The sequence below is a fragment of the Streptomyces sp. NBC_00019 genome (genome assembly GCF_045041015.1).
Classification (GTDB): Bacteria; Actinomycetota; Actinomycetes; order Streptomycetales; family Streptomycetaceae; genus Streptomyces.
The window spans coordinates 9593509-9611000 of the sequence record NZ_CP108302.1 but is presented as its reverse complement, the minus strand read 5'-3'; the positions used below and the strand labels follow the sequence as shown (position 1 = coordinate 9611000).

General features: G+C 69.6%; 16 protein-coding genes. 10 read left to right on the top strand and 6 right to left on the bottom strand.

The window, feature by feature from the left end:
• Positions 1-277: 277 nt before the first annotated feature.
• From OHU89_RS44640 to OHU89_RS44630, 3 genes are all read left to right on the top strand, one after another.
• Positions 278-2455 (top strand): nitrate- and nitrite sensing domain-containing protein, encoded by a 2178-nt coding sequence (locus tag OHU89_RS44640; RefSeq protein ID WP_405654920.1) that lies wholly within the window; start codon positions 278-280, stop codon positions 2453-2455.
• Between the two features lie 265 nt (positions 2456-2720).
• Complete coding sequence (locus OHU89_RS44635; protein ID WP_405651354.1) at positions 2721-7931, top strand: family 43 glycosylhydrolase; 5211 nt, start codon at positions 2721-2723, stop codon at positions 7929-7931.
• A gap of 72 nt (positions 7932-8003) precedes the next feature.
• Complete coding sequence (locus OHU89_RS44630; protein ID WP_405651351.1) at positions 8004-8642, top strand: hypothetical protein; 639 nt, start codon at positions 8004-8006, stop codon at positions 8640-8642.
• 46 nt (positions 8643-8688) lie between these two features.
• Here the strand turns inward: OHU89_RS44630 and OHU89_RS44625 are convergent, their stop codons facing one another.
• The 4 genes from OHU89_RS44625 to OHU89_RS44610 form a co-directional block, all read right to left on the bottom strand.
• Positions 8689-9378: a haloacid dehalogenase type II gene (locus tag OHU89_RS44625; RefSeq protein ID WP_405651348.1), complete on the bottom strand. Its 690-nt coding sequence runs from the start codon at positions 9376-9378 to the stop codon at positions 8689-8691.
• A gap of 82 nt (positions 9379-9460) precedes the next feature.
• The gene (locus tag OHU89_RS44620; protein WP_405651345.1) at positions 9461-10234 is read right to left on the bottom strand and encodes a 2-phosphosulfolactate phosphatase; all 774 of its coding nucleotides are present in this window, start codon (positions 10232-10234) and stop codon (positions 9461-9463) included.
• Positions 10235-10262: 28 nt separating this feature from the next.
• Positions 10263-10739, bottom strand: coding sequence for an iron chaperone (locus OHU89_RS44615; protein ID WP_405651342.1), 477 nt, complete (start codon positions 10737-10739; stop codon positions 10263-10265).
• 103 nt (positions 10740-10842) lie between these two features.
• Positions 10843-11508 carry an HAD family hydrolase gene (locus OHU89_RS44610; protein WP_405651339.1) on the bottom strand — a complete coding sequence of 222 codons (666 nt, stop codon included), beginning with the start codon at positions 11506-11508 and terminating at the stop codon, positions 10843-10845.
• Between the two features lie 69 nt (positions 11509-11577).
• On the opposite strand from OHU89_RS44610, the gene OHU89_RS44605 reads away from it, so the two are divergent.
• Positions 11578-12321: an SDR family NAD(P)-dependent oxidoreductase gene (locus tag OHU89_RS44605; protein ID WP_405651336.1), complete on the top strand. Its 744-nt coding sequence runs from the start codon at positions 11578-11580 to the stop codon at positions 12319-12321.
• A gap of 53 nt (positions 12322-12374) precedes the next feature.
• Complete coding sequence (locus OHU89_RS44600) at positions 12375-12800, top strand: VOC family protein (RefSeq protein ID WP_405651333.1); 426 nt, start codon at positions 12375-12377, stop codon at positions 12798-12800.
• 44 nt (positions 12801-12844) lie between these two features.
• Here the strand turns inward: OHU89_RS44600 and OHU89_RS44595 are convergent, their stop codons facing one another.
• The gene (locus tag OHU89_RS44595) at positions 12845-13564 is read right to left on the bottom strand and encodes a leucine-rich repeat domain-containing protein (protein ID WP_405651330.1); all 720 of its coding nucleotides are present in this window, start codon (positions 13562-13564) and stop codon (positions 12845-12847) included.
• A gap of 79 nt (positions 13565-13643) precedes the next feature.
• On the opposite strand from OHU89_RS44595, the gene OHU89_RS44590 reads away from it, so the two are divergent.
• From OHU89_RS44590 to OHU89_RS44575, 4 genes are all read left to right on the top strand, one after another.
• Complete coding sequence (locus OHU89_RS44590) at positions 13644-15122, top strand: oxidoreductase (RefSeq protein ID WP_405651327.1); 1479 nt, start codon at positions 13644-13646, stop codon at positions 15120-15122.
• 93 nt (positions 15123-15215) lie between these two features.
• Positions 15216-15674: an SRPBCC family protein gene (locus OHU89_RS44585; protein WP_405651324.1), complete on the top strand. Its 459-nt coding sequence runs from the start codon at positions 15216-15218 to the stop codon at positions 15672-15674.
• A complete protein-coding gene (locus tag OHU89_RS44580; protein ID WP_046259840.1) occupies positions 15671-16021 on the top strand; it encodes a metalloregulator ArsR/SmtB family transcription factor in 351 nt (116 codons plus the stop codon). The genes OHU89_RS44585 and OHU89_RS44580 overlap by 4 nt, the downstream gene beginning before the upstream one ends.
• 2 nt (positions 16022-16023) lie before the next feature.
• On the top strand, positions 16024-16467 hold the full coding sequence (locus OHU89_RS44575) for an SRPBCC domain-containing protein (protein ID WP_267013976.1): 444 nt from the start codon (positions 16024-16026) through the stop codon (positions 16465-16467).
• A 6-nt stretch (positions 16468-16473) separates the two neighbouring features.
• Here the strand turns inward: OHU89_RS44575 and OHU89_RS44570 are convergent, their stop codons facing one another.
• A complete protein-coding gene (locus OHU89_RS44570; protein ID WP_405651319.1) occupies positions 16474-16608 on the bottom strand; it encodes a hypothetical protein in 135 nt (44 codons plus the stop codon).
• A 79-nt stretch (positions 16609-16687) separates the two neighbouring features.
• Between OHU89_RS44570 and OHU89_RS44565 the strand changes: the two genes are divergently transcribed.
• Positions 16688-17491 (top strand): maleylpyruvate isomerase family mycothiol-dependent enzyme, encoded by an 804-nt coding sequence (locus OHU89_RS44565; RefSeq protein ID WP_405651317.1) that lies wholly within the window; start codon positions 16688-16690, stop codon positions 17489-17491.
• Position 17492: the final 1 nt, after the last annotated feature.

Genomic DNA, 17492 nt, shown 5'->3' with positions numbered 1-17492 from the left:
GCGCTTCATATCCGTAACGGTTCAAAGGAGCAGTGATCGGACCCCGCACACATGCAGCCAGGAACGGCCCGACACGTTCAGCCGGGCGCGGTCGCGGGCCACCCGTCGTCGAGAGGTCGGTAGTCGAGTGAGCAAAGCAAGGCGAGCAGCGCCCCGCAAGGCAGCTGCGGGAGCTCCCGTGGCTCAGCCAACTCCACCGCCTCAACGGCCTGAGCAGCCTGCACAGCCGAAAGCGACCGGGCCCAAAAAGCGCATCTCCTTCACCCACAACTGGCGGGTGGCGCGGCGGCTGCGGGCCATCCTGCTGATCCCGGTCGTGGTCACGCTCGTGCTCGGCGGATTCAGGGTGACGCGCGCCGTGGACACCTGGCAGAGCGCCGACGACGCGGTCCGGGTCGCGGAGTTGGTGCAGGCGGCGAACAAGTACGCCAGTGACGCGATCAACGAGCGTGATCTGTCCGTCGTGCCGTTGCTGCGGGGCGACACCGACTCGAGTGTCGTCGCCAAGGTGCGCAAGATCACCGATCAGGACAGGGCCGCGTTCGACAAGACGGTGGAGCGGATGCCCCAAACCGAGCGTCTGCTGAGAAGGGTCGAGGTCGTCCAGAGCGGCGGCAAGCAACTCGCCGGCATCCGAGCCGCGGCGTTCACGTCCGCGCTGCCCGGGGTGCAGACCGAGGAGAAGTACCACCTGATCCAGCACCCGCTGATGGAACTCTCCAACGAGCTCGGCTTCGGCAGCAACAACCAGGCCAGCTTCGGCCGCGCCCTGTACGCCATCTCGCTCACGCAGGCGGCCGAGTCCCTGACCCGGGCCATCGGCACGCACATCCTGGCCGAGGACCGCAGCAAGCTCAAGGAGGGTGAACTCGCCACCCAGCTCGCCTCGTTCCGCTCCTACGCCTATCTCCAGCGGGTCGCGCTGGTGGAGTTCGACGGCGCCGCCACGAGCCAGGACACGGCGCGGCTGAAGAAGGCGCTGGCGGCCGCGAAGATCAAGGGCGAGCAGCAGGTCACCCAGGCCGCGGCGCGTGCCGACGCGGCCGGCGAGGACTACGTCGTCCCGCCGGCCATGACGACGATGATCAGTGAGATCGCGTCGGGGAAATCGGCCGGGGATCTCGCGAAGCAGGGCATCACCACCGACTCCTTCTTCGCCGCCTCCACGCTCTCCTTCGACGCGTACCGCCAGGTCGAGGTCTATCTGAGCGACACCGCGCTCGCCAACGCGAAGGACATCGCCGACAGCGCGCGCCGGGACGCCATCGTCCTGTCGGCCGTGGTCCTCGGCGCCGTGCTCGCCGCGTTCCTGATCGCCGCCGGGGTGGCCCGCTCGATGAGCCGCCGGATGAGTGTCCTGCGCACCTCGGCGTTCCAGATCGCCGAGCAGCGGCTGCCGGCCCTGCTCTCCCAGCTCAACCGCTCCACTCCCGGCCGGGTCGACACCCGGGTGGCGCCGATCCCGATCACCTCGACCGACGAGATCGGCGAGGTCGCCCGGGCCTTCGACCAGGTGCACCGTGAGGCGGTGCGGCTGGCCGCCGAGCAGGCGGCGCTGCGGGGCAACATCAACGCGATCTTCACCAACCTGTCGCGACGCAGCCAGTCGCTCGTCGAGGGTCAACTGGCCCTGATCACCGACCTGGAGAACAATGAGGCCGACCCGGACCAGCTGGACAACCTCTTCCGCCTGGACCATCTGGCCACCCGTATGCGCCGCAACGGCGAGAACCTCCTGGTCCTCGCCGGCGAGGAGTCCAACCACCACGGGATGCCCCAGCTCGCGCTGATCGACGTGCTGCGGGCCGCCGCCTCGGAGGTGGAGCAGTACGAGCGGATCGAGCTCTCGGGCGTCCCGGAGGCCGAGATCCACGGCCGTGCCGTGAGCGACCTCGTGCATCTGGTGGCCGAACTCCTGGAGAACGCCACCGCGTTCTCCTCGCCGCAGATGAAGGTGTACGTCACCGCGGGCCGGCTTCCCGACGGGCGGGTCATGGTGGAGATCCATGACAGCGGCATCGGTCTGACGGCCGAGGACTTCGCCGCCATCAACCACAAGCTCGCCCATCCGCCGACCGTCGACGCCAACATCTCGCGGCAGATGGGTCTGTTCGTGGTCGGCCGGCTCGCCGACCGGCACGGCATCCGCGTCCAGTTGCGGCCGTCCCGACAGCAGTCGGGCACGACGTCGCTGATCATGCTGCCGCACACGATCACCTACGCGGCGCCGCAGGAGGTTCCCGTCGACTCGACCGCCGGCTTCCCCTATCCCCTGGAGGACGCACCGCACTTCGCGGGTCCCGACGGGAGCATCGTGGAGTCGTTCTCCCAGGGCGGTCAGGGGGCCCACGCGGTTCGGGACCAGTCGGGGTCGGACGCGATGAGCCGCTACCTCTACCGTGAGGAGCGTCGCCGCCAGATGGGACAGGACGAGCACGAGGACGCTCCTCGGTAGGCAGTCAACAGGTCCCGGAGTGCGACGCCGCCCGCCCAACAGGGCGCCGCACTCCGGCCGATGGGCCCACAACAGCGCTGTTCGACCTGTCGGACATTGTTCGAAACCTCTTGACGCTGCACCACACCCCGTTTGACACTCTCGCAACACGACGTCACACAGCCGAAACGCCAGGGTGTCCACCGCCGAGGCCACCCCCGTCGACGGCCTGCTCCGCCACGCCTTTCCCTCCCCCGTCAGCCATGCCTCAGCAGGGAAACCCCACATGACGTACTTCGCACGTCCGCGCACCCGCGCGAGACGCCGGACGGGCCGATTCGCCGGCCTGACCGTCGCCTCGCTGTTCCTGGGCCTCACCGCACCCCTCGTCCCCGCGCAGGCGGCGGACACCGCGGACGTCACCGCCGGACTGGCTCTCTGGTACAAGCTCGACGCCTCCTCCGGCACCACCGTCACCGACGCCTCCGGCAACGGCCGGGACGGCACGGTCAACGGCACCGCCGGCTGGACGGGCAACGGCCAGGGCCTCGCCTTCAACGGTTCGGACACCTACATCAAGGTGCCGAACGACGTCATGAAGAGCATGGACTCGATCAGCGTCTCCATGGACGTGCTGATGGACGAGTCGCAGAGCACCCCGTACTTCATCTACGGCTTCGGCAACACCACCAGCGGCGCCGGCAACGGCTACCTCTTCGCCACCGGCAACTCGCTGCGCACCGCCATCGCCTCCGGCAACTGGTCGACCGAGCAGAACACCCGGCCCACCGACTCGCACAACCTGACCCGCTCGGTGTGGAAGCAGCTCACCTACACCCAGACCGGCACCACGGCCGTGCTGTACGAGGACGGCGTAGAGGTCGGCCGCAACACCTCGGTCACCACCACCCCGGGCTCCATCGGCTCGGGCACCACGACCGCCAACTACATAGGCAAGTCGGTCTACACCAGCGACAAGCTCTTCAAGGGCAAGATCCGTGACTTCCGGGTCTACGACCGCGCACTCGCCGGCTCCGAGGTCGAACAGCTCTCCCTCCCCATCGCCGAGCAGGGCGTCGCCGACGACAAGGCGGCCCTCACCCTGGGCGACACCAGCGCGGTGACCGCCGATCTGACACTGCCCAAGACCGGCACGGCCGGCGGCTCCTCCATCACCTGGGAGAGCGACAACACCGACGTCGTCTCCGACTCCGGCGCGGTGACCCGCCCCGCCGCCGGTGAGCCGGACGGTCACGCCACGCTGACGGCGACCCTGAGGAAGGGCACCTTCAGCGCCACCAAGACCTTCGAGGTCACGGTCCTGCCCGCCGTCGACGACACGACCGCCGTCAAGCAGGCCGCCGAGGCACTGACCGTGCACAACCTCGACGACGTCCGCGGCAACCTCACGCTCCCGGCCGACGGCGACTTGGGCACCGAGGTCTCCTGGTCCTCCGCGAACACGGACGTCGTCTCCGCCGAGGGCGTGGTCCACCGACCCGCGCACGGCGACGGCACCGCGACCGTCGAACTGACCGCCACCGTCACCAAGGGCGACGCGACGACGACCCGCGCCTTCACCGCGAAGGTGCCGGAACTGCCCGAGAAGGAAGCCCTCAAGGGCTACATGTTCAGCTACTTCACCGGCGAGGGCACCTCGGACGGCGAGCAGCTCTACGCCGCGCTCAGCAAGGGCAACGACCCGCTGAAGTGGCGGGAGCTGAACGACGGCAAGCCGGTCCTGACCTCCACGCTCGGCGAGAAGGGCCTGCGCGACCCGTTCATCATCCGCTCCCCCGAGGGCGACAAGTTCTACCAGATCGCCACCGACCTGCGGATCTACGGCAACGGCGACTGGGACGCCTCCCAGCGCACCGGCAGCAAGTCCATCATGGTCTGGGAGTCCACCGACCTGGTGAACTGGACCAACCAGCGTTTGGTGAAGGTCTCCCCCGACTCGGCCGGCAACACCTGGGCCCCCGAGGCGTACTACGACGAGAAGCTCGGCGAGTACGTCGTCTTCTGGGCCTCCAAGCTGTACGACAACGAGGCCCACTCCGGCGACACGTACAACCGCATGATGTACGCGACGACCCGTGACTTCTACACCTTCAGCGAGCCCAAGGTCTGGGTCGACCGCGGCTACTCGGTCATCGACTCCACGGTCATCCAGCACGACGGCACGTACTTCCGGCTCTCCAAGGACGAGCGGAACAACAGTTCCTCCACGCCCAACAGCAAGTTCATCTTCGAGGAGAAGAGCGACACGCTCCGCAACCTCTCCTGGACCGCCGTCGCCGAGGGCATCGGCAAGGGCGAGATGAGCGCGGCCGAGGGCCCGTTGGTGTTCAAGTCGAACACCGAGGAGAAGTGGTACGCGTTCCTCGACGAGTTCGGCGGACGCGGCTACATCCCCTTCGAGACGACGGACCTGGCCTCCGGCGTCTGGACCCCGTCCACCGGCTACGACCTGCCGTCCAAGCCCCGGCACGGCACGGTGCTCCCGGTCACCCAGGCCGAGTACGACCGGCTGCTCAAGACGTACCAGCCGGACCAGATCATCACGAGCGTCGAGGACGTCAAGGTCGACACGCGCATCGGTGACGCCCCGGTCCTGCCCGCCACCGTCATCGCCGAGTCCGCGGACGGCGTGAAGCGTCCCGTCGCCGTCACCTGGGAGGACGTCGCCGCATCGCAGTACGCGCAGGCCGGCACCTTCACGGTGAAGGGCGACCTGGCGGGCGACTCCGCGATCGACGTCAGCGCCGAGGTCACGGTCTCCACCGAGGGCCCGGACGTCCCGGCCGACCTGCTCCTGCACTACGACTTCGACGAGAGCGGCGGCAGCATCGCCCGCGACTCCAGCGGCCACGGCTACCACGGCACCTACGTCCGTACGCCCGACTTCGGGACCGGCGTCGAGGGCGGCTCGTTCAAGATGTCCGGCGGCAACAGCAGCTCCAGCTCGCCGTACGTCAAGATCCCGGGCGGCGTACTGAAGGACACGAACAGCGTCACCGTCTCCACGTACGTCAAGTGGAAGGGCGGCGACAACTTCCAGTGGCTGTTCGGACTCGGCCCGGACAGCAACAAGTACCTGTTCGCCACCCCGTCCAACGGCGGCGGCAAGCTGTTCTCCGCGATCACCAAGGCCACCTGGTCCGGTGAGAAGCAGATGATCGGCGGCTCCCGGCTCACCGCCGGTGAGTGGCAGCACCTCACGGTCACCCTGGACGGCGCGACCGAGACGGCGATCCTCTACGTGGACGGCGCCGAGGCGGCCCGGGTCAACGGGGTCACCACCAAGCCGTCCGAGCTGTACGACTCGGCGAAGGACTACTCCGGCTACATCGGCAAGTCCCTCTACTCCCCCGACCCGTACTTCGGCGGCGAGGTCGACGACTTCCGGATCTACAACCGGGCCCTGACGCCCGCCGAGATCCTGGAGCTCAGCGGCAACACCACCGGGATCGCGGGGGCGACCCACCCGGCGCTGAAGACCGACGCGATCATCACCGACAAGAGCAGCAAGATCGTCCTGCCGCTCACCCCGGGCAGTGATGTCACCGCTCTGGCACCGGAGTTCACCCTCGCCCACGGCGCGACCATCAGCCCCGCCTCCGGCACCCTGCACGACTTCACCGAGCCGGTGACGTACGAGGTCACGGGCTCGGACGGCAAGAAGCGCACCTGGACGGTCTCGGCGGCGGTCATGAAGAGCCCGGTCCTGCCCGGTCTCAACGCCGACCCGAACGTGGTCCGCTTCGGCGACACCTTCTACATCTACCCGACCACCGACGGCTTCGAGGGCTGGAGCGGTACGCAGTTCAAGGCGTACTCCTCCAAGGACCTGGTCCACTGGACCGACCACGGCGTCATCCTGGACCTGGGTCCGGACGTCTCCTGGGCGGACAGCAGGGCCTGGGCGCCGGCCATGGAGGAGCGGAACGGCAAGTACTACTTCTACTTCTGCGCCGACGCGAACATCGGTGTCGCGGTCTCCGACTCACCCACCGGCCCGTTCACGGACGCGCTCGGCAAGCCGCTGCTGAAGGCCGGTGACTACACGGGCCAGATGATCGACCCGGCCGTCTTCACCGACGACGACGGCACGTCGTACCTGTACTGGGGCAACGGCCGCGCCTATGTGGTCCCGCTCAACGACGACATGGTCTCCTTCGACGCCTCGAAGGTCACCAACATCACGCCGAGCAACTACAACGAGGGCTCCTTCGTCGTCAAGCGCAAGGGCACCTACTACTTCATGTGGTCGGAGAACGACACACGTGACGAGAACTACCAGGTCGCCTACGCCACCGGCCCCTCGCCCACCGGTCCCTGGACCAAGCAGGGCGTGATCCTGGAGAAGGACCTCTCGCTCGGCATCAAGGGCCCCGGCCACCACTCGGTGGTCCACGTCCCGAACACCGACGACTGGTACATCGTCTATCACCGCTTCGCCATCCCCGGCGGTGACGGCATGCACCGCGAAACCACCATCGACAAGCTGGAGTTCGACGCCGACGGCCTGATCAAGAAGGTCGTCCCCACCCTGGAGAGCATCGACCCGGTCACCATCGCCCGGGCCGGCGCGGACGCCTCCGGCAAGGAAGGCGACAAGATCCAGCTCAGCGGCACGGTATCCGGCGCGGGCTCCCCCAAGTGGACCGCCGAGGCGGGGGCGCCCTGCACCTTCGCCGACGCCGGGGCCGCGAGCACGACGCTCACCTGCACCGACAACGGCACGTTCAAGGTGACGCTGACCGGCGGCCGCAGCAGCGACACGGCGACCGTCGAGGTCGCCAACGCGGCACCGGCCCTCACCTCCGCCACGGGACCGAAGTCCCCGGTGTCGGTGGGCAAGCGGGCGGTCGTCACGGCCGAGTTCACCGACCCGGGCACCCGTGACACCCACACCTGCACGGTCGACTGGAAGGACGGCACCGCGCCGACGGCCGGCACGGTCACCGCGTCCGGCTGCCGGGCGGAACACACCTACCGCAAGGCCGGTATCCGTAAGCCGGTGATCACCGTCACCGACGACGAAGGCGCCTCGGACAGCAGGACGCTCCCCGAGCTGATCGTCTACGACCGCGCCGCCGGACCCGCGTTCGGCACCGGCCTCTTCACCTCGCCGGCCGGGGCCTACCCCGCCAAGCCGACACTGACCGGCAAGGCCGCCTTCTTCTTCACCGCCTTCTACACGCAGCTGACCTCCGTCCCCATCGGGCAGATGTCCCTCGACTTCGGTCCGGCCAAGCTCAAGTTCCGTTCCACCGGCTCCGACTGGCTCGTGGTCACCGGCTCCCAGGCCGTCTACCAGGGCACCGGCACGGTCAACGGCGCCGACGGCTACGCCTTCCGGGTCACCGCCACCGATACCCCGGACACCTTCCACGTCAGGATCTGGAAGGAGTCCGGTGGTGATGTCGTCTACGACAACGTCACCAGCTCGAAGATCACCGGATTGGTCACCATCGGCGACCGTCGGGAGTGAACCCCCGGCCGGGCGAACCGGTCATGCCGTCCCCCCACACTCGACGGCCAACCCCCCACAGGAGGACCTCATATGAGCCCACGTCAGAACAAGGAGCACAGTCCTCGAACGGCCATACCCTGGCGCACCACACTGGCCGTCACCGCGCTCGCCGCGGCCCTGCTCGCGGGGCCCGGCGTCGCGCAGGCCGCACCGAAAGCAGCGCCCGTTCCACAGGAGCAGGTGGCGGCGGCCACCATCACCTGGACCCTGGAACGGGCGAGCAATCCCACGGCGGACCAGCAGACGGCGTACAACCTCATCACGGCGGCCATGAACGCGGCCGTGGCGCGCTACAACAACCTCAGCGACCTGGGGAAGAGCATCACCGTGCGCTACGACCCGAGCGTGCCCACCGCCGACGGCAACCTCAACGGCACCATCCGCTTCGGCAACCGCAGCTACATGACCGAGAGGACGGCCCTGCACGAGATCGCCCACACCATCGGGGTGGGAACGAGCTCGGGCTGGTCCGCTCTCGGCGGCAGCGGCACCTGGACCGGCGCGCAAGCCACCGCACTGGTCAGGCAGTTCGACGGCTCCAGCGCCAAACTGTCCACGGGCGGTGGCCACTTCTGGCCCTACGGCCTGAACTACGAGAACGAGATGTCCCGTACGGCGGCCGACCGCCATGTGCAGATCGTCGCCGCCATGGTGCGTGACGGGCTGTAACCCACGACCGGGAATGCCTGGGGTGTTGAACCCCCCAGGCATTCCCCTACATAGGGTCGAGTTGGTCGGCGAGGTCGCTCAAGTCGGCGGCATGCAGATCGAATCGGTCCGAGGGAGCGGGCGGGTCACCGACCGGGCGGGCCACATAGGCGGTGCGCAGGCCGAGGCTCTGCGCTCCACGCAGATCATAGGCATGGGCGGCGACCATCAGCAGTCGCTCCGGCGGGAGCCCGGAGACGGTGACAGCCAGTCGGTAGACGGCCGGGTCCGGCTTGAAGGTCCGGGCGTCCTCGGCGGACAGGGCCTGATGCCAGCGCAGTCCCGCGTGAGCGTTGATTCCCAGGAGCGCCGTCCTGCTCGCGTTGGAGAGTCCGATCAGCGGGAACCGCGAGGCGAACCGGGCGAGCCCCGAAACGGTGTCTGGCCAGGGCGGCAGCCGGCGGCCCGACAGGGACAGCGCCGTCACCGCCGCCGGGTCGTCGACTCCGGCGGCGTCCCCGACCACGCGGGCGGCTTCCAGGTCCAGTACGTCGGTGGGGACGTAAGGCCGCACGCCGTCGAGGATGCGGCGTTGCTCGGTCTCGATGTGCCGCTGCCACAGCGACAGGAGCTCCTCGATCCCGGCGTCGTCGAGCTTCGGGGCGAACTCACGGATACCGGCGCGCAGACCGGCGGGTTCGTCGACGAGGGTGCCGAGCACGTCGAACACGACGGCGTCGATCTCCGGCTCTGCCATGGGAGGTCTCCTGGACGAAGCTGGGACGGGTGAGCGGTCGTGGGGGCAACGCGACGAGCGGCCACCCTGATTCCCGAACCGGCTACGCGCCACGAGGCTGCGCCTCTCCCTGCCTGAAGGCTCCGTCGGTGAGGACGGGCACGATCGTGGCGGCGTCCACCTCGACGGCGATGGCCACATCATCGGCGAAGCCTGCGCAGGACAGTTCAAGGCCCGAGGCGCAGGCGGTCACGGCGGCGGCCACGTCGGGAGTCCCCGTGAAGCAGAACCTCGCGGCAGCCGCCTCCGGTGACAACGCGCCGACGCCCTGCTCTTCCAGGGCGGCGATCACGGCACCGGCTCCCAGCAGGTCCTCCAGCGCCGGACGCAGGGATCCGTCCGGCCATCGCTCCCCCGCGCCGATCACCGCGACGGGACGTTCCCCTGTCCCATAGCCGTGCAGAGCCAGCCATCGTCCGACGGCTGACGCGTTGCGCAGACACCCGGCGACGACCGACGAACCACCCGCCGCCGCCGCGATGGCGGACCCGTTGGGTGAGGGCAGCACGAGCCGCGGAGTGAACGGGGCTCTCCGCAGCGCCGCCGGAGACAGCGACCACGGCGACTGCGGGGTGGCGGCTCGCCGGCCCACGGCCTGCGCGGCCGCCTTCTCCCGGGCGAAGGCGGCCGCCGTCTCATCACGCCAGGCATAGGGAAAGACCTCGGTTCCCGCCTCGACGGCGACACTCACCGACGTCGTGAACGACAGCACGTCCACCACCACGAGACAGGCGGCCTCGCGCCCCAACCGCTGGGCACCGGACGGACCCCACTCGAATCGCACGCCGTACGCCTGCTGAAGGAACCAGTCGCTCATGACGACCGAGTCTGGCAGCGTGAGCGCCTCAGCTCACGGCCTTCTTGATGAGCGCGGCGATCCGCTCCTCGGTGTCGCCCGTCAGGTCCGTCAGCGCGTAGGCGGTCGGGAACAGCGGGCCGTCGTCGAGGTTCGCCAGGTCGCTGAAGCCGAGCGTGGCGTATCGCGTCTTGAACTTCTGCGCGCTCTGGAAGAAACAGACGACCTTGCCGCCCCTGGCATACGCCGGCATGCCGTACCAGAGCTTGGGCGCGAGCTCCGGCGCGCTCGCTTTGACGATGGTGTGGAGCCGCTCGGCCAGGACACGGTCCGCCTCCGGCATCTCCGCGATCTTCGCCAGTACGTCGGTCTCCGGGTCCGCCTTGGCGGCCCCCTTGCCCCGCCGCGCGGACGCCTTCAGCTCCTTGGCGCGCTCCTTCATCGCGCCCCGCTCCTCCTCCGTGAAGCCGTCGTACTTCTCGCCTGCCGCGCCGCCGCTCTTGTCCGACGTCCGGGAGCTCTTCATGGCGGATTCCTCTCGTACGAGCCCTGGTGGGGTGACACCAGGTTAGGAATTCTCCGGCGCAGCCGCTTCTCCGAAACTGATCGGATGAGGGGTACGGAGGTCGTCACGGCACGGTCGTCGGGTTCGTCTCCGCGAAGGTGAGGATCTCCGGTACCGCTGCGCGCAGGGTGGCGAAGTGGCGGTGTACGCCGGTCACCGCCACCTCGGCATTGACGCCCCACACCGTCATACCGGCTCGCAGTCCCGCCTCCACCCCGGACGGGGCGTCCTCGATGACCAGGCAGTCCGCCGGCCGCACTCCGAGCTGCCGGGCCGCCTGGAGATAGGGCTCGGGTGACGGCTTGCCCTCCTGGACCGCGGCGGCGTCCACGACGAGGGGCGGGACCGGCAGGCCCGTACGGGCGAACCGTCCGCGTACCCGGTGCTCGTAGTTCGAGGTCACCAGCGCCCACGCCCCCGGCGGCAGGGCGCCCAGCAGCTCCGCCGCTCCGTCGAAGGCCGAGTACTCACCGGAACGGACGTCGTCATCCTCCAGTTCGTGCAGAACAGCCAGGCAGGCCTGCGGATCCTGGTCGGGAGCGACCTGGGCGAAGGTCTCGGTCGGACGGGTGCGCAGGGCCACGCGGTGGACCTCGTCCTCGTCCAGTCCGTAGCGGCGTGCCCAAGTCGCCCATACGCGACGCTGGTTGTCCACGGCGTCGATCAACGTGCCGTCGACGTCGAGGAGGACACACTTGCCAGGGCTGGGCGGTATGCGGTCACTGATCACCCGGTGATGATGTCAGTCGGCCACCCGCTGCGGCATCGGGCTCCGGGAGTCATGGCAAGATCCGCAAGCATGAGCAGCATCGAGCAAGCGGATCGCCCCGTCGCCCTGGTCACCGGCTCCACCTCGGGCATCGGGGAGGCCGTCGCGCGCAGGCTGGCGGCCGACGGGATGCGTGTCGTCGTGCACTCGCGGAGCAGCGTGGAAGCGGGCAGGGCGCTGGCGGCGGAGCTCGACGGCGCGTATGTGCGGGCCGACCTGGCGGTCGAGGACGAGGCGCGCGCCCTGGTGGAGGAGGCGCTGGGCCACTACGGCCGGCTGGACGTCCTGGTCAACAACGCGGGCATCAGCTGGCCCATCCCCCACCACGACCTCGCGGCCGCGACACCGGCGGACTGGCGGCAACTGCTGGAGGTCAACCTGATCGCCCCCTGGGTGCTCTGCACGGCAGCCCTTCCCGCGCTGCGCCACTCCCCCACCGGCGGCTGCGTCGTCAACATCACCAGTCACGCCGGGGTGCGCCCCAAGGGCTCGTCGGTGCCCTACGCGGCGAGCAAGGCCGCGCTCAACCACGTCACCCGGCTCCTCGCGGCCGCCCTCGCACCCGATGTACGCGTCAACGCCATCGCCCCGGGCCTGGTCGACACCCCGATGACCAAGGACTGGACGCAGGCCCACGAGCTGTGGCGCGACCGCGCCCCCATGGGCCGCCCCGCCCGGCCCTCCGACGTCGCCGGCCTCGTGGCCTCGGTGATCGCCAGCACCTACCTCACCGGCGAGGTCATCGTCCTGGACGGCGGACTCAACCTCACCTGAGCGGCCGCGTCGCCTCCCCTGCGCTCGGCGGCGGCGGACGGCACAGTGGACGTATGGACGCAGACGACAGGAACATGCTGGCCCGGGGACGCGTGGCGACCCGACTACCCGCCCAGGACCTGTGGCGGGCCCGGCGTTTCTACGCCGAGAAGCTCGGGCTGGAGCCCGTCGACGAACGACCCGGCGGGCTGCTGTACCGCTGCTCGGGGACGGACTTCGCCCTCTTCGCCTCCACGGGAGCCTCGGCCGGCACCTTCACACAGATGGGCTGGGAGGTCGACGACATCGAGGCCGTCGTGACGGAGCTCAAGCGTCGCGGCGTGGTGTTCGAGGACGTCGACGTGCCCGGTCTCCGCACGAAGGACTCCATCGCGGACGTCGAGGGCAACTATCCCAGCAAGGGCGCCCGAGGTGAGCGCGCCGCCTGGTTCCGTGACAGCGAGGGGAACCTCCTGGGCGTCGGAGAGCCCGTCGTCTGAGGGACGGTGCCCACAGGTGACGGCCGTACGGCCGCCTTCGGGGTCTACAAGAGGACGACACATCCTCGTCGTTCCAGCTCGGCCAGCAGCGACGCAGGAGGTTCGCACGCGTTCCAGCGCAGGTCCAGCTTCTCCAGGGCGGGCATCTCCAGGACCTGGTGCGGCAGTTGGACCAGGCGGTTGCTGCGCAGGTCGAGGTGGCGGAGGCGGGGCAGTGCGGTGAGGGGCTCCGGGAGTTCGGCGAAGGCGTTCTCGCGCAGGTCCAGGTGGCGCAGTTCGTGGAGTTCGGCCACGGTCGGCGGCAGGCTGTCGAGTGCGTTGCCCCGGAGCCAGAGTTCGCGCAGGCTGCACAGGTCGCCGAGGCTGTCGGGCAGTGCGGTCAACTGGTTGTGCTGGGCCCGCAGTTCGATCAGCCCGGCCATGCGGCCGATGGTTTCCGGCAGCGCGGTCAGCTTGTTCTCCCCGACGTTGAGATAGCGCAGTCGGGTCAGGTCGCCCAGGGACTGCGGGAGTTCGGCCAACTCGTTGTCGTGCAGATAGAGGCAGCCGTCGAGGCCGGTCAGGTCTCCGAGCGTCTCGGGCACGGCCGGGAGGAGGTTGTGGCCGAGGTCGAGTGTGGTCAGGCGGTGCAGCCGTCCGATTCCGGCCGGGAGCTCCGTGAGCCCGTTGTCCGCGAGGATCAGCACCTGGAGCTCGGTCCGGTCCCACACCGACTCGGGCACCTCGCCCAGTTGTTGACGCCAGAGGTTCAGGACGTGCGGCACGATGTGTCTTCCTTCCGGTGTACCAACGGTTCAGGGTCAGTGTCGATCACCTGTGGCTCCTGCCCGTTACTCTTCCGGCGTGTATGCGTACGAGGAACTCACGTCGGCGGAGCGGCAGTTGTGGGACGCGTACCCCACGGGCCGTTTGGTGGACTTCCGCACGGGTGAGGCGGAGGACGATCCCGACAACGGGGGCGACTGGGGCGACGAGCGGACCGTGCGAGCCGGTGTCGTGGCCGCTCTGCTCCTCGGCGCGAACCCGGCCCGGCCGGGAGGGGTGCCCGCGCTGCGGCTCGCGGGCGCGCGGATCAGCGGGGGCCTGGAGCTCGGCGGGGCCGAGATCGGGCATGTCATGCGGTTCGAGGGGTGCTGGTTCGAGCAGGGTGCCGGACTGTACGGCGCCACCACCCGGACGATCGAGATCAAGGGCAGCAGACTGCCGGGGCTCGATCTCAGCATGGCCAGGGTGGAGGGCGGGGTCGCTCTGCGGTACACGGTGGTCAGCGGTGCCGTGAAGCTGCTGAATGCGCGCCTGACCGGTGAGCTGGCGCTCAGCCACGCGGTGCTCTCGCATCCCGGTGAATGGGCCCTGTTCGCCGGCGGGCTCGTCATGGAAGGCGGGCTGTTCTGCCGTACCGCCACCCTGCACGGCGGCGTGCGACTCGTGGGTGCCCAGTTGCTCGGTGGCCTGCACATGGAGCGGGCGCGGCTGCACAATCCCGGAGGTGTGGCGCTCCTCGCCGACCATGCGGTGGTGAGCAGCATGGCTCTGTCCGAGGGGTTCACGGCCGAGGGGACGGTCAGTCTGCGGGGCACGCAGATCACCGACCAGGTGACCTTCGACGCTGCCGTGCTGCGGGCCGACGGCACGGCGCTCGACTGTGCCCGTATGCAGGCGGGAGTCGTCGTCTTCACCCCGGCCCAGCCGCCGTCCGGCGTGGTGGATCTCGAGGACGCCCGGGCCGTCGCCTTCCATGACCGGGAGGGTGTCTGGCCGAAGACCGTACGGCTGCAGGGCTTCACCTATGGCTCCCTGCACGAGAGCAGCGAGCTCCAGGCGTCGTCCGTGGAGCGCCGTGTGGCGTGGGTGCGACGGCATCCGGGGTACGCGGCCCAGCCGTACGAGCAGCTGGCGGCCTGGTACCGGCAGATCGGCCATGACGACGACGCCCGGCGTGTGCTGCTGGCCAAGCAGCGCCATCGCAGAAGAACCCTGTCGCTGCCCGCCCGGGTGTGGGGCCATCTCCTGGAGGCCACCGTCGGCTACGGCTACCGCCCGTGGCGTGCGGGCGTGTGGCTCGCGGCGCTCGTCCTGCTCGGCACCACGGTCTTCGCCACCCACACCCCCACGGCGACCGAGCCCGGCCAGGTGCCGCCGTTCAACCCCTTGGTCTACACGCTCGACCTGCTGATCCCCATCGGTGGTCTCGGCCAGCGCACGTCCTGGTACTGGGAGGGCGGATCGGCCGCCTGGCTGTCGTATTCGCTGATCGCGGCGGGCTGGATCCTCACGACGGCGGTACTCGCCGGCATCACGCGGACCCTGAACCGGAACTGACTGCCCCCTCCCGGATTCGCAACCGATGGTTGCGTGAAGGCGCCTTCGGTCGTACTCTGATACGCAACCGATGGTTGCAAAAGGGAGCCGGGTATGGAGTACGGAAGCATCGAGCGCGACCTCCACGTCGACGCGTCGCCCGACGTGGTCTTCGAGGTCGTCAGCCGACCGGAGCACATGCGGGAGTGGTGGCCGGACGACGCCCGGTTCGAGCCCGCCGAAGGGGCACCCGGAGAGCTCTTCTGGCGCGACAAGGCGACGGGCGAGACCAAGACCGTCGCGTTCACGGTGGTCGAGGTCGACCCGCCCAAACGGTTCTCGTTCCGGTGGTGCCACACCGGTGCCGAACGCGGCGGGGACTCACTGCTGGTCACCTTCGATCTCGAGCCGACGCAGACGGGGACCCTGGTGCGGATGACCGAGACCGGGTTCCGCGAGATGGGCTGGGAGATCGCCGTGCTCGAGGAGCAGTACCGCGATCACGTGAGCGGCTGGGACCACTACATCCCCCGGCTGGGCGCCTACGCCGCACGGCTGGCGTCGACCCGATGAGCACGCCGGTCGACGACGACCTGTGGTCCGCGATCGGCGACCCGACCCGGCGCACCATGATCGACCTGCTCCTCGCGTCCGGCCCGGGGACCGCCACCTCGCTCAGCGCGAGCCTTCCCGTCACCCGGCAGGCCGTGTCGAAGCACCTCGCCGTCCTCGACCGGGTCGGGCTGGTCCACGCCGAGCCGGCCGGACGGGAGCGGCGCTACCGCGTCGACGAGGCCCAACTCGCCCGCGCGGTCGCGCAACTGGCCGCCGTCGGCGCCACCTGGGACGCCCGACTCCGCCGTATCAAGCACATCGCGGAAACGATCCAACGAAGCCGTACCACCACCGAAGGAGCATGACCATGGTCGACATCCTGCATCGCATCGGCGCCGTCGCGCCACTGGACGACGTCTACCGGGCGGTCGCGACCCCCGAAGGCCTCGCCGGCTGGTGGACCACCGACACCACGGGCAAGAGCGAGGTCGGCGGCCAACTGGCGTTCCGCTTCGGCGACGTCGGCGGTTTCGACATGGAGGTCCTGGAACTCGACCCCGCCGGCCATGTGCGGTGGCGCGTCACGGACGGCCCCGCGGAATGGATCGGCACCGAGATCGACTGGGCCCTCAGTCGGACCGACGAGTACACGATCGTCCTGTTCAAGCACGAGGGCTGGCGCGAGCCGGTCGAGTTCATGCACCACTGCAGTACGAAGTGGGCGCTCTTCCTGATGAGCCTCAAGGAATACGTCGAGACGGGTCACGGCAGCCCGGCACCAGCCGATGTCCGGATCAGCGACTGGCATTAGCGGGCGCTAGGTGCCGTAGTGGTCGGCGGTTCCGGATGCCTCGCGGGAGCCGAGGCGGTCGAGGGAGACCACGAACTCGTTGAGGTCCTGGAGAACTACGACGACCTCGTCGAGGGGGATGCGGATCTCGCGGGTGGACATGTACTACCGCGCGGCCGGTGGGCGGAGCCAGTCGCGCATCCGCGTTGAGCGGGAGCCCGGTCCGTCCTACGGTGGCTCGGTGAGTGATGTGAAGCACGACGTCTACTGCACCGAAATCGGCTCCCGGGCCGACGAGTTGCGCGCCGCTGTGCGGTCCGCCGAGGCGGGGCCGGCCGTGACACCCGTCCCCAGCTGTCCCGGGTGGAGCCTCACCCACCTCGCCCGGCATGTCGGGGGAACCCATCGGTGGGCGGCGCGGATCGTCCGCGGCCGAGCCACCGGTCCCGTCGCCCACGACATGGTGGACGACGTCTTCTCGCCCGGTCCCGAGTCCGCCGCCGACCTGGACGCCTGGCTCGCCGAGGGGGCAGCGGAGCTGACCGGTGCCCTGCGCGAGGCGGGTCCCGACGCCCCGGTGTGGACCGTCGCGCCGAGCGGCGTCGCGGGGTTCTGGGCCCGGCGGATGGCCCATGAGACGACCTTGCACGCCGCCGACGCCGCCTTCGTCACGGGCGCCCCCTTCGCCGTACGGGAGGAGCTGGCGCGGGACGCCCTGGACGAGTGGATGGGGTTCGGCGCGCTGCCCCGGGTCCTGGAGGCCGCCGGGCCCGACGCCCCGCCGCTCACCGGACCCGGCCGCACACTGCACCTGCACGCCACCGACGCGCCCCACGCCGAATGGCTGGTGGACCTCACGGGCGTGCCGATCACCTGGAGCCACACCCACGCGAAGGCCGCGGTGGCGGTACGCGCCCCGCTCACCGACCTCATTCTGCTTCTCTACGGCCGCCGCACCCCGGCCGACACGTCGGTCGAGGTGTTCGGGGACGGCGACCTGCTGTCCCTGTGGCTGGAGCGCTCCGGCTTCTGGCTCCGCAAATAGC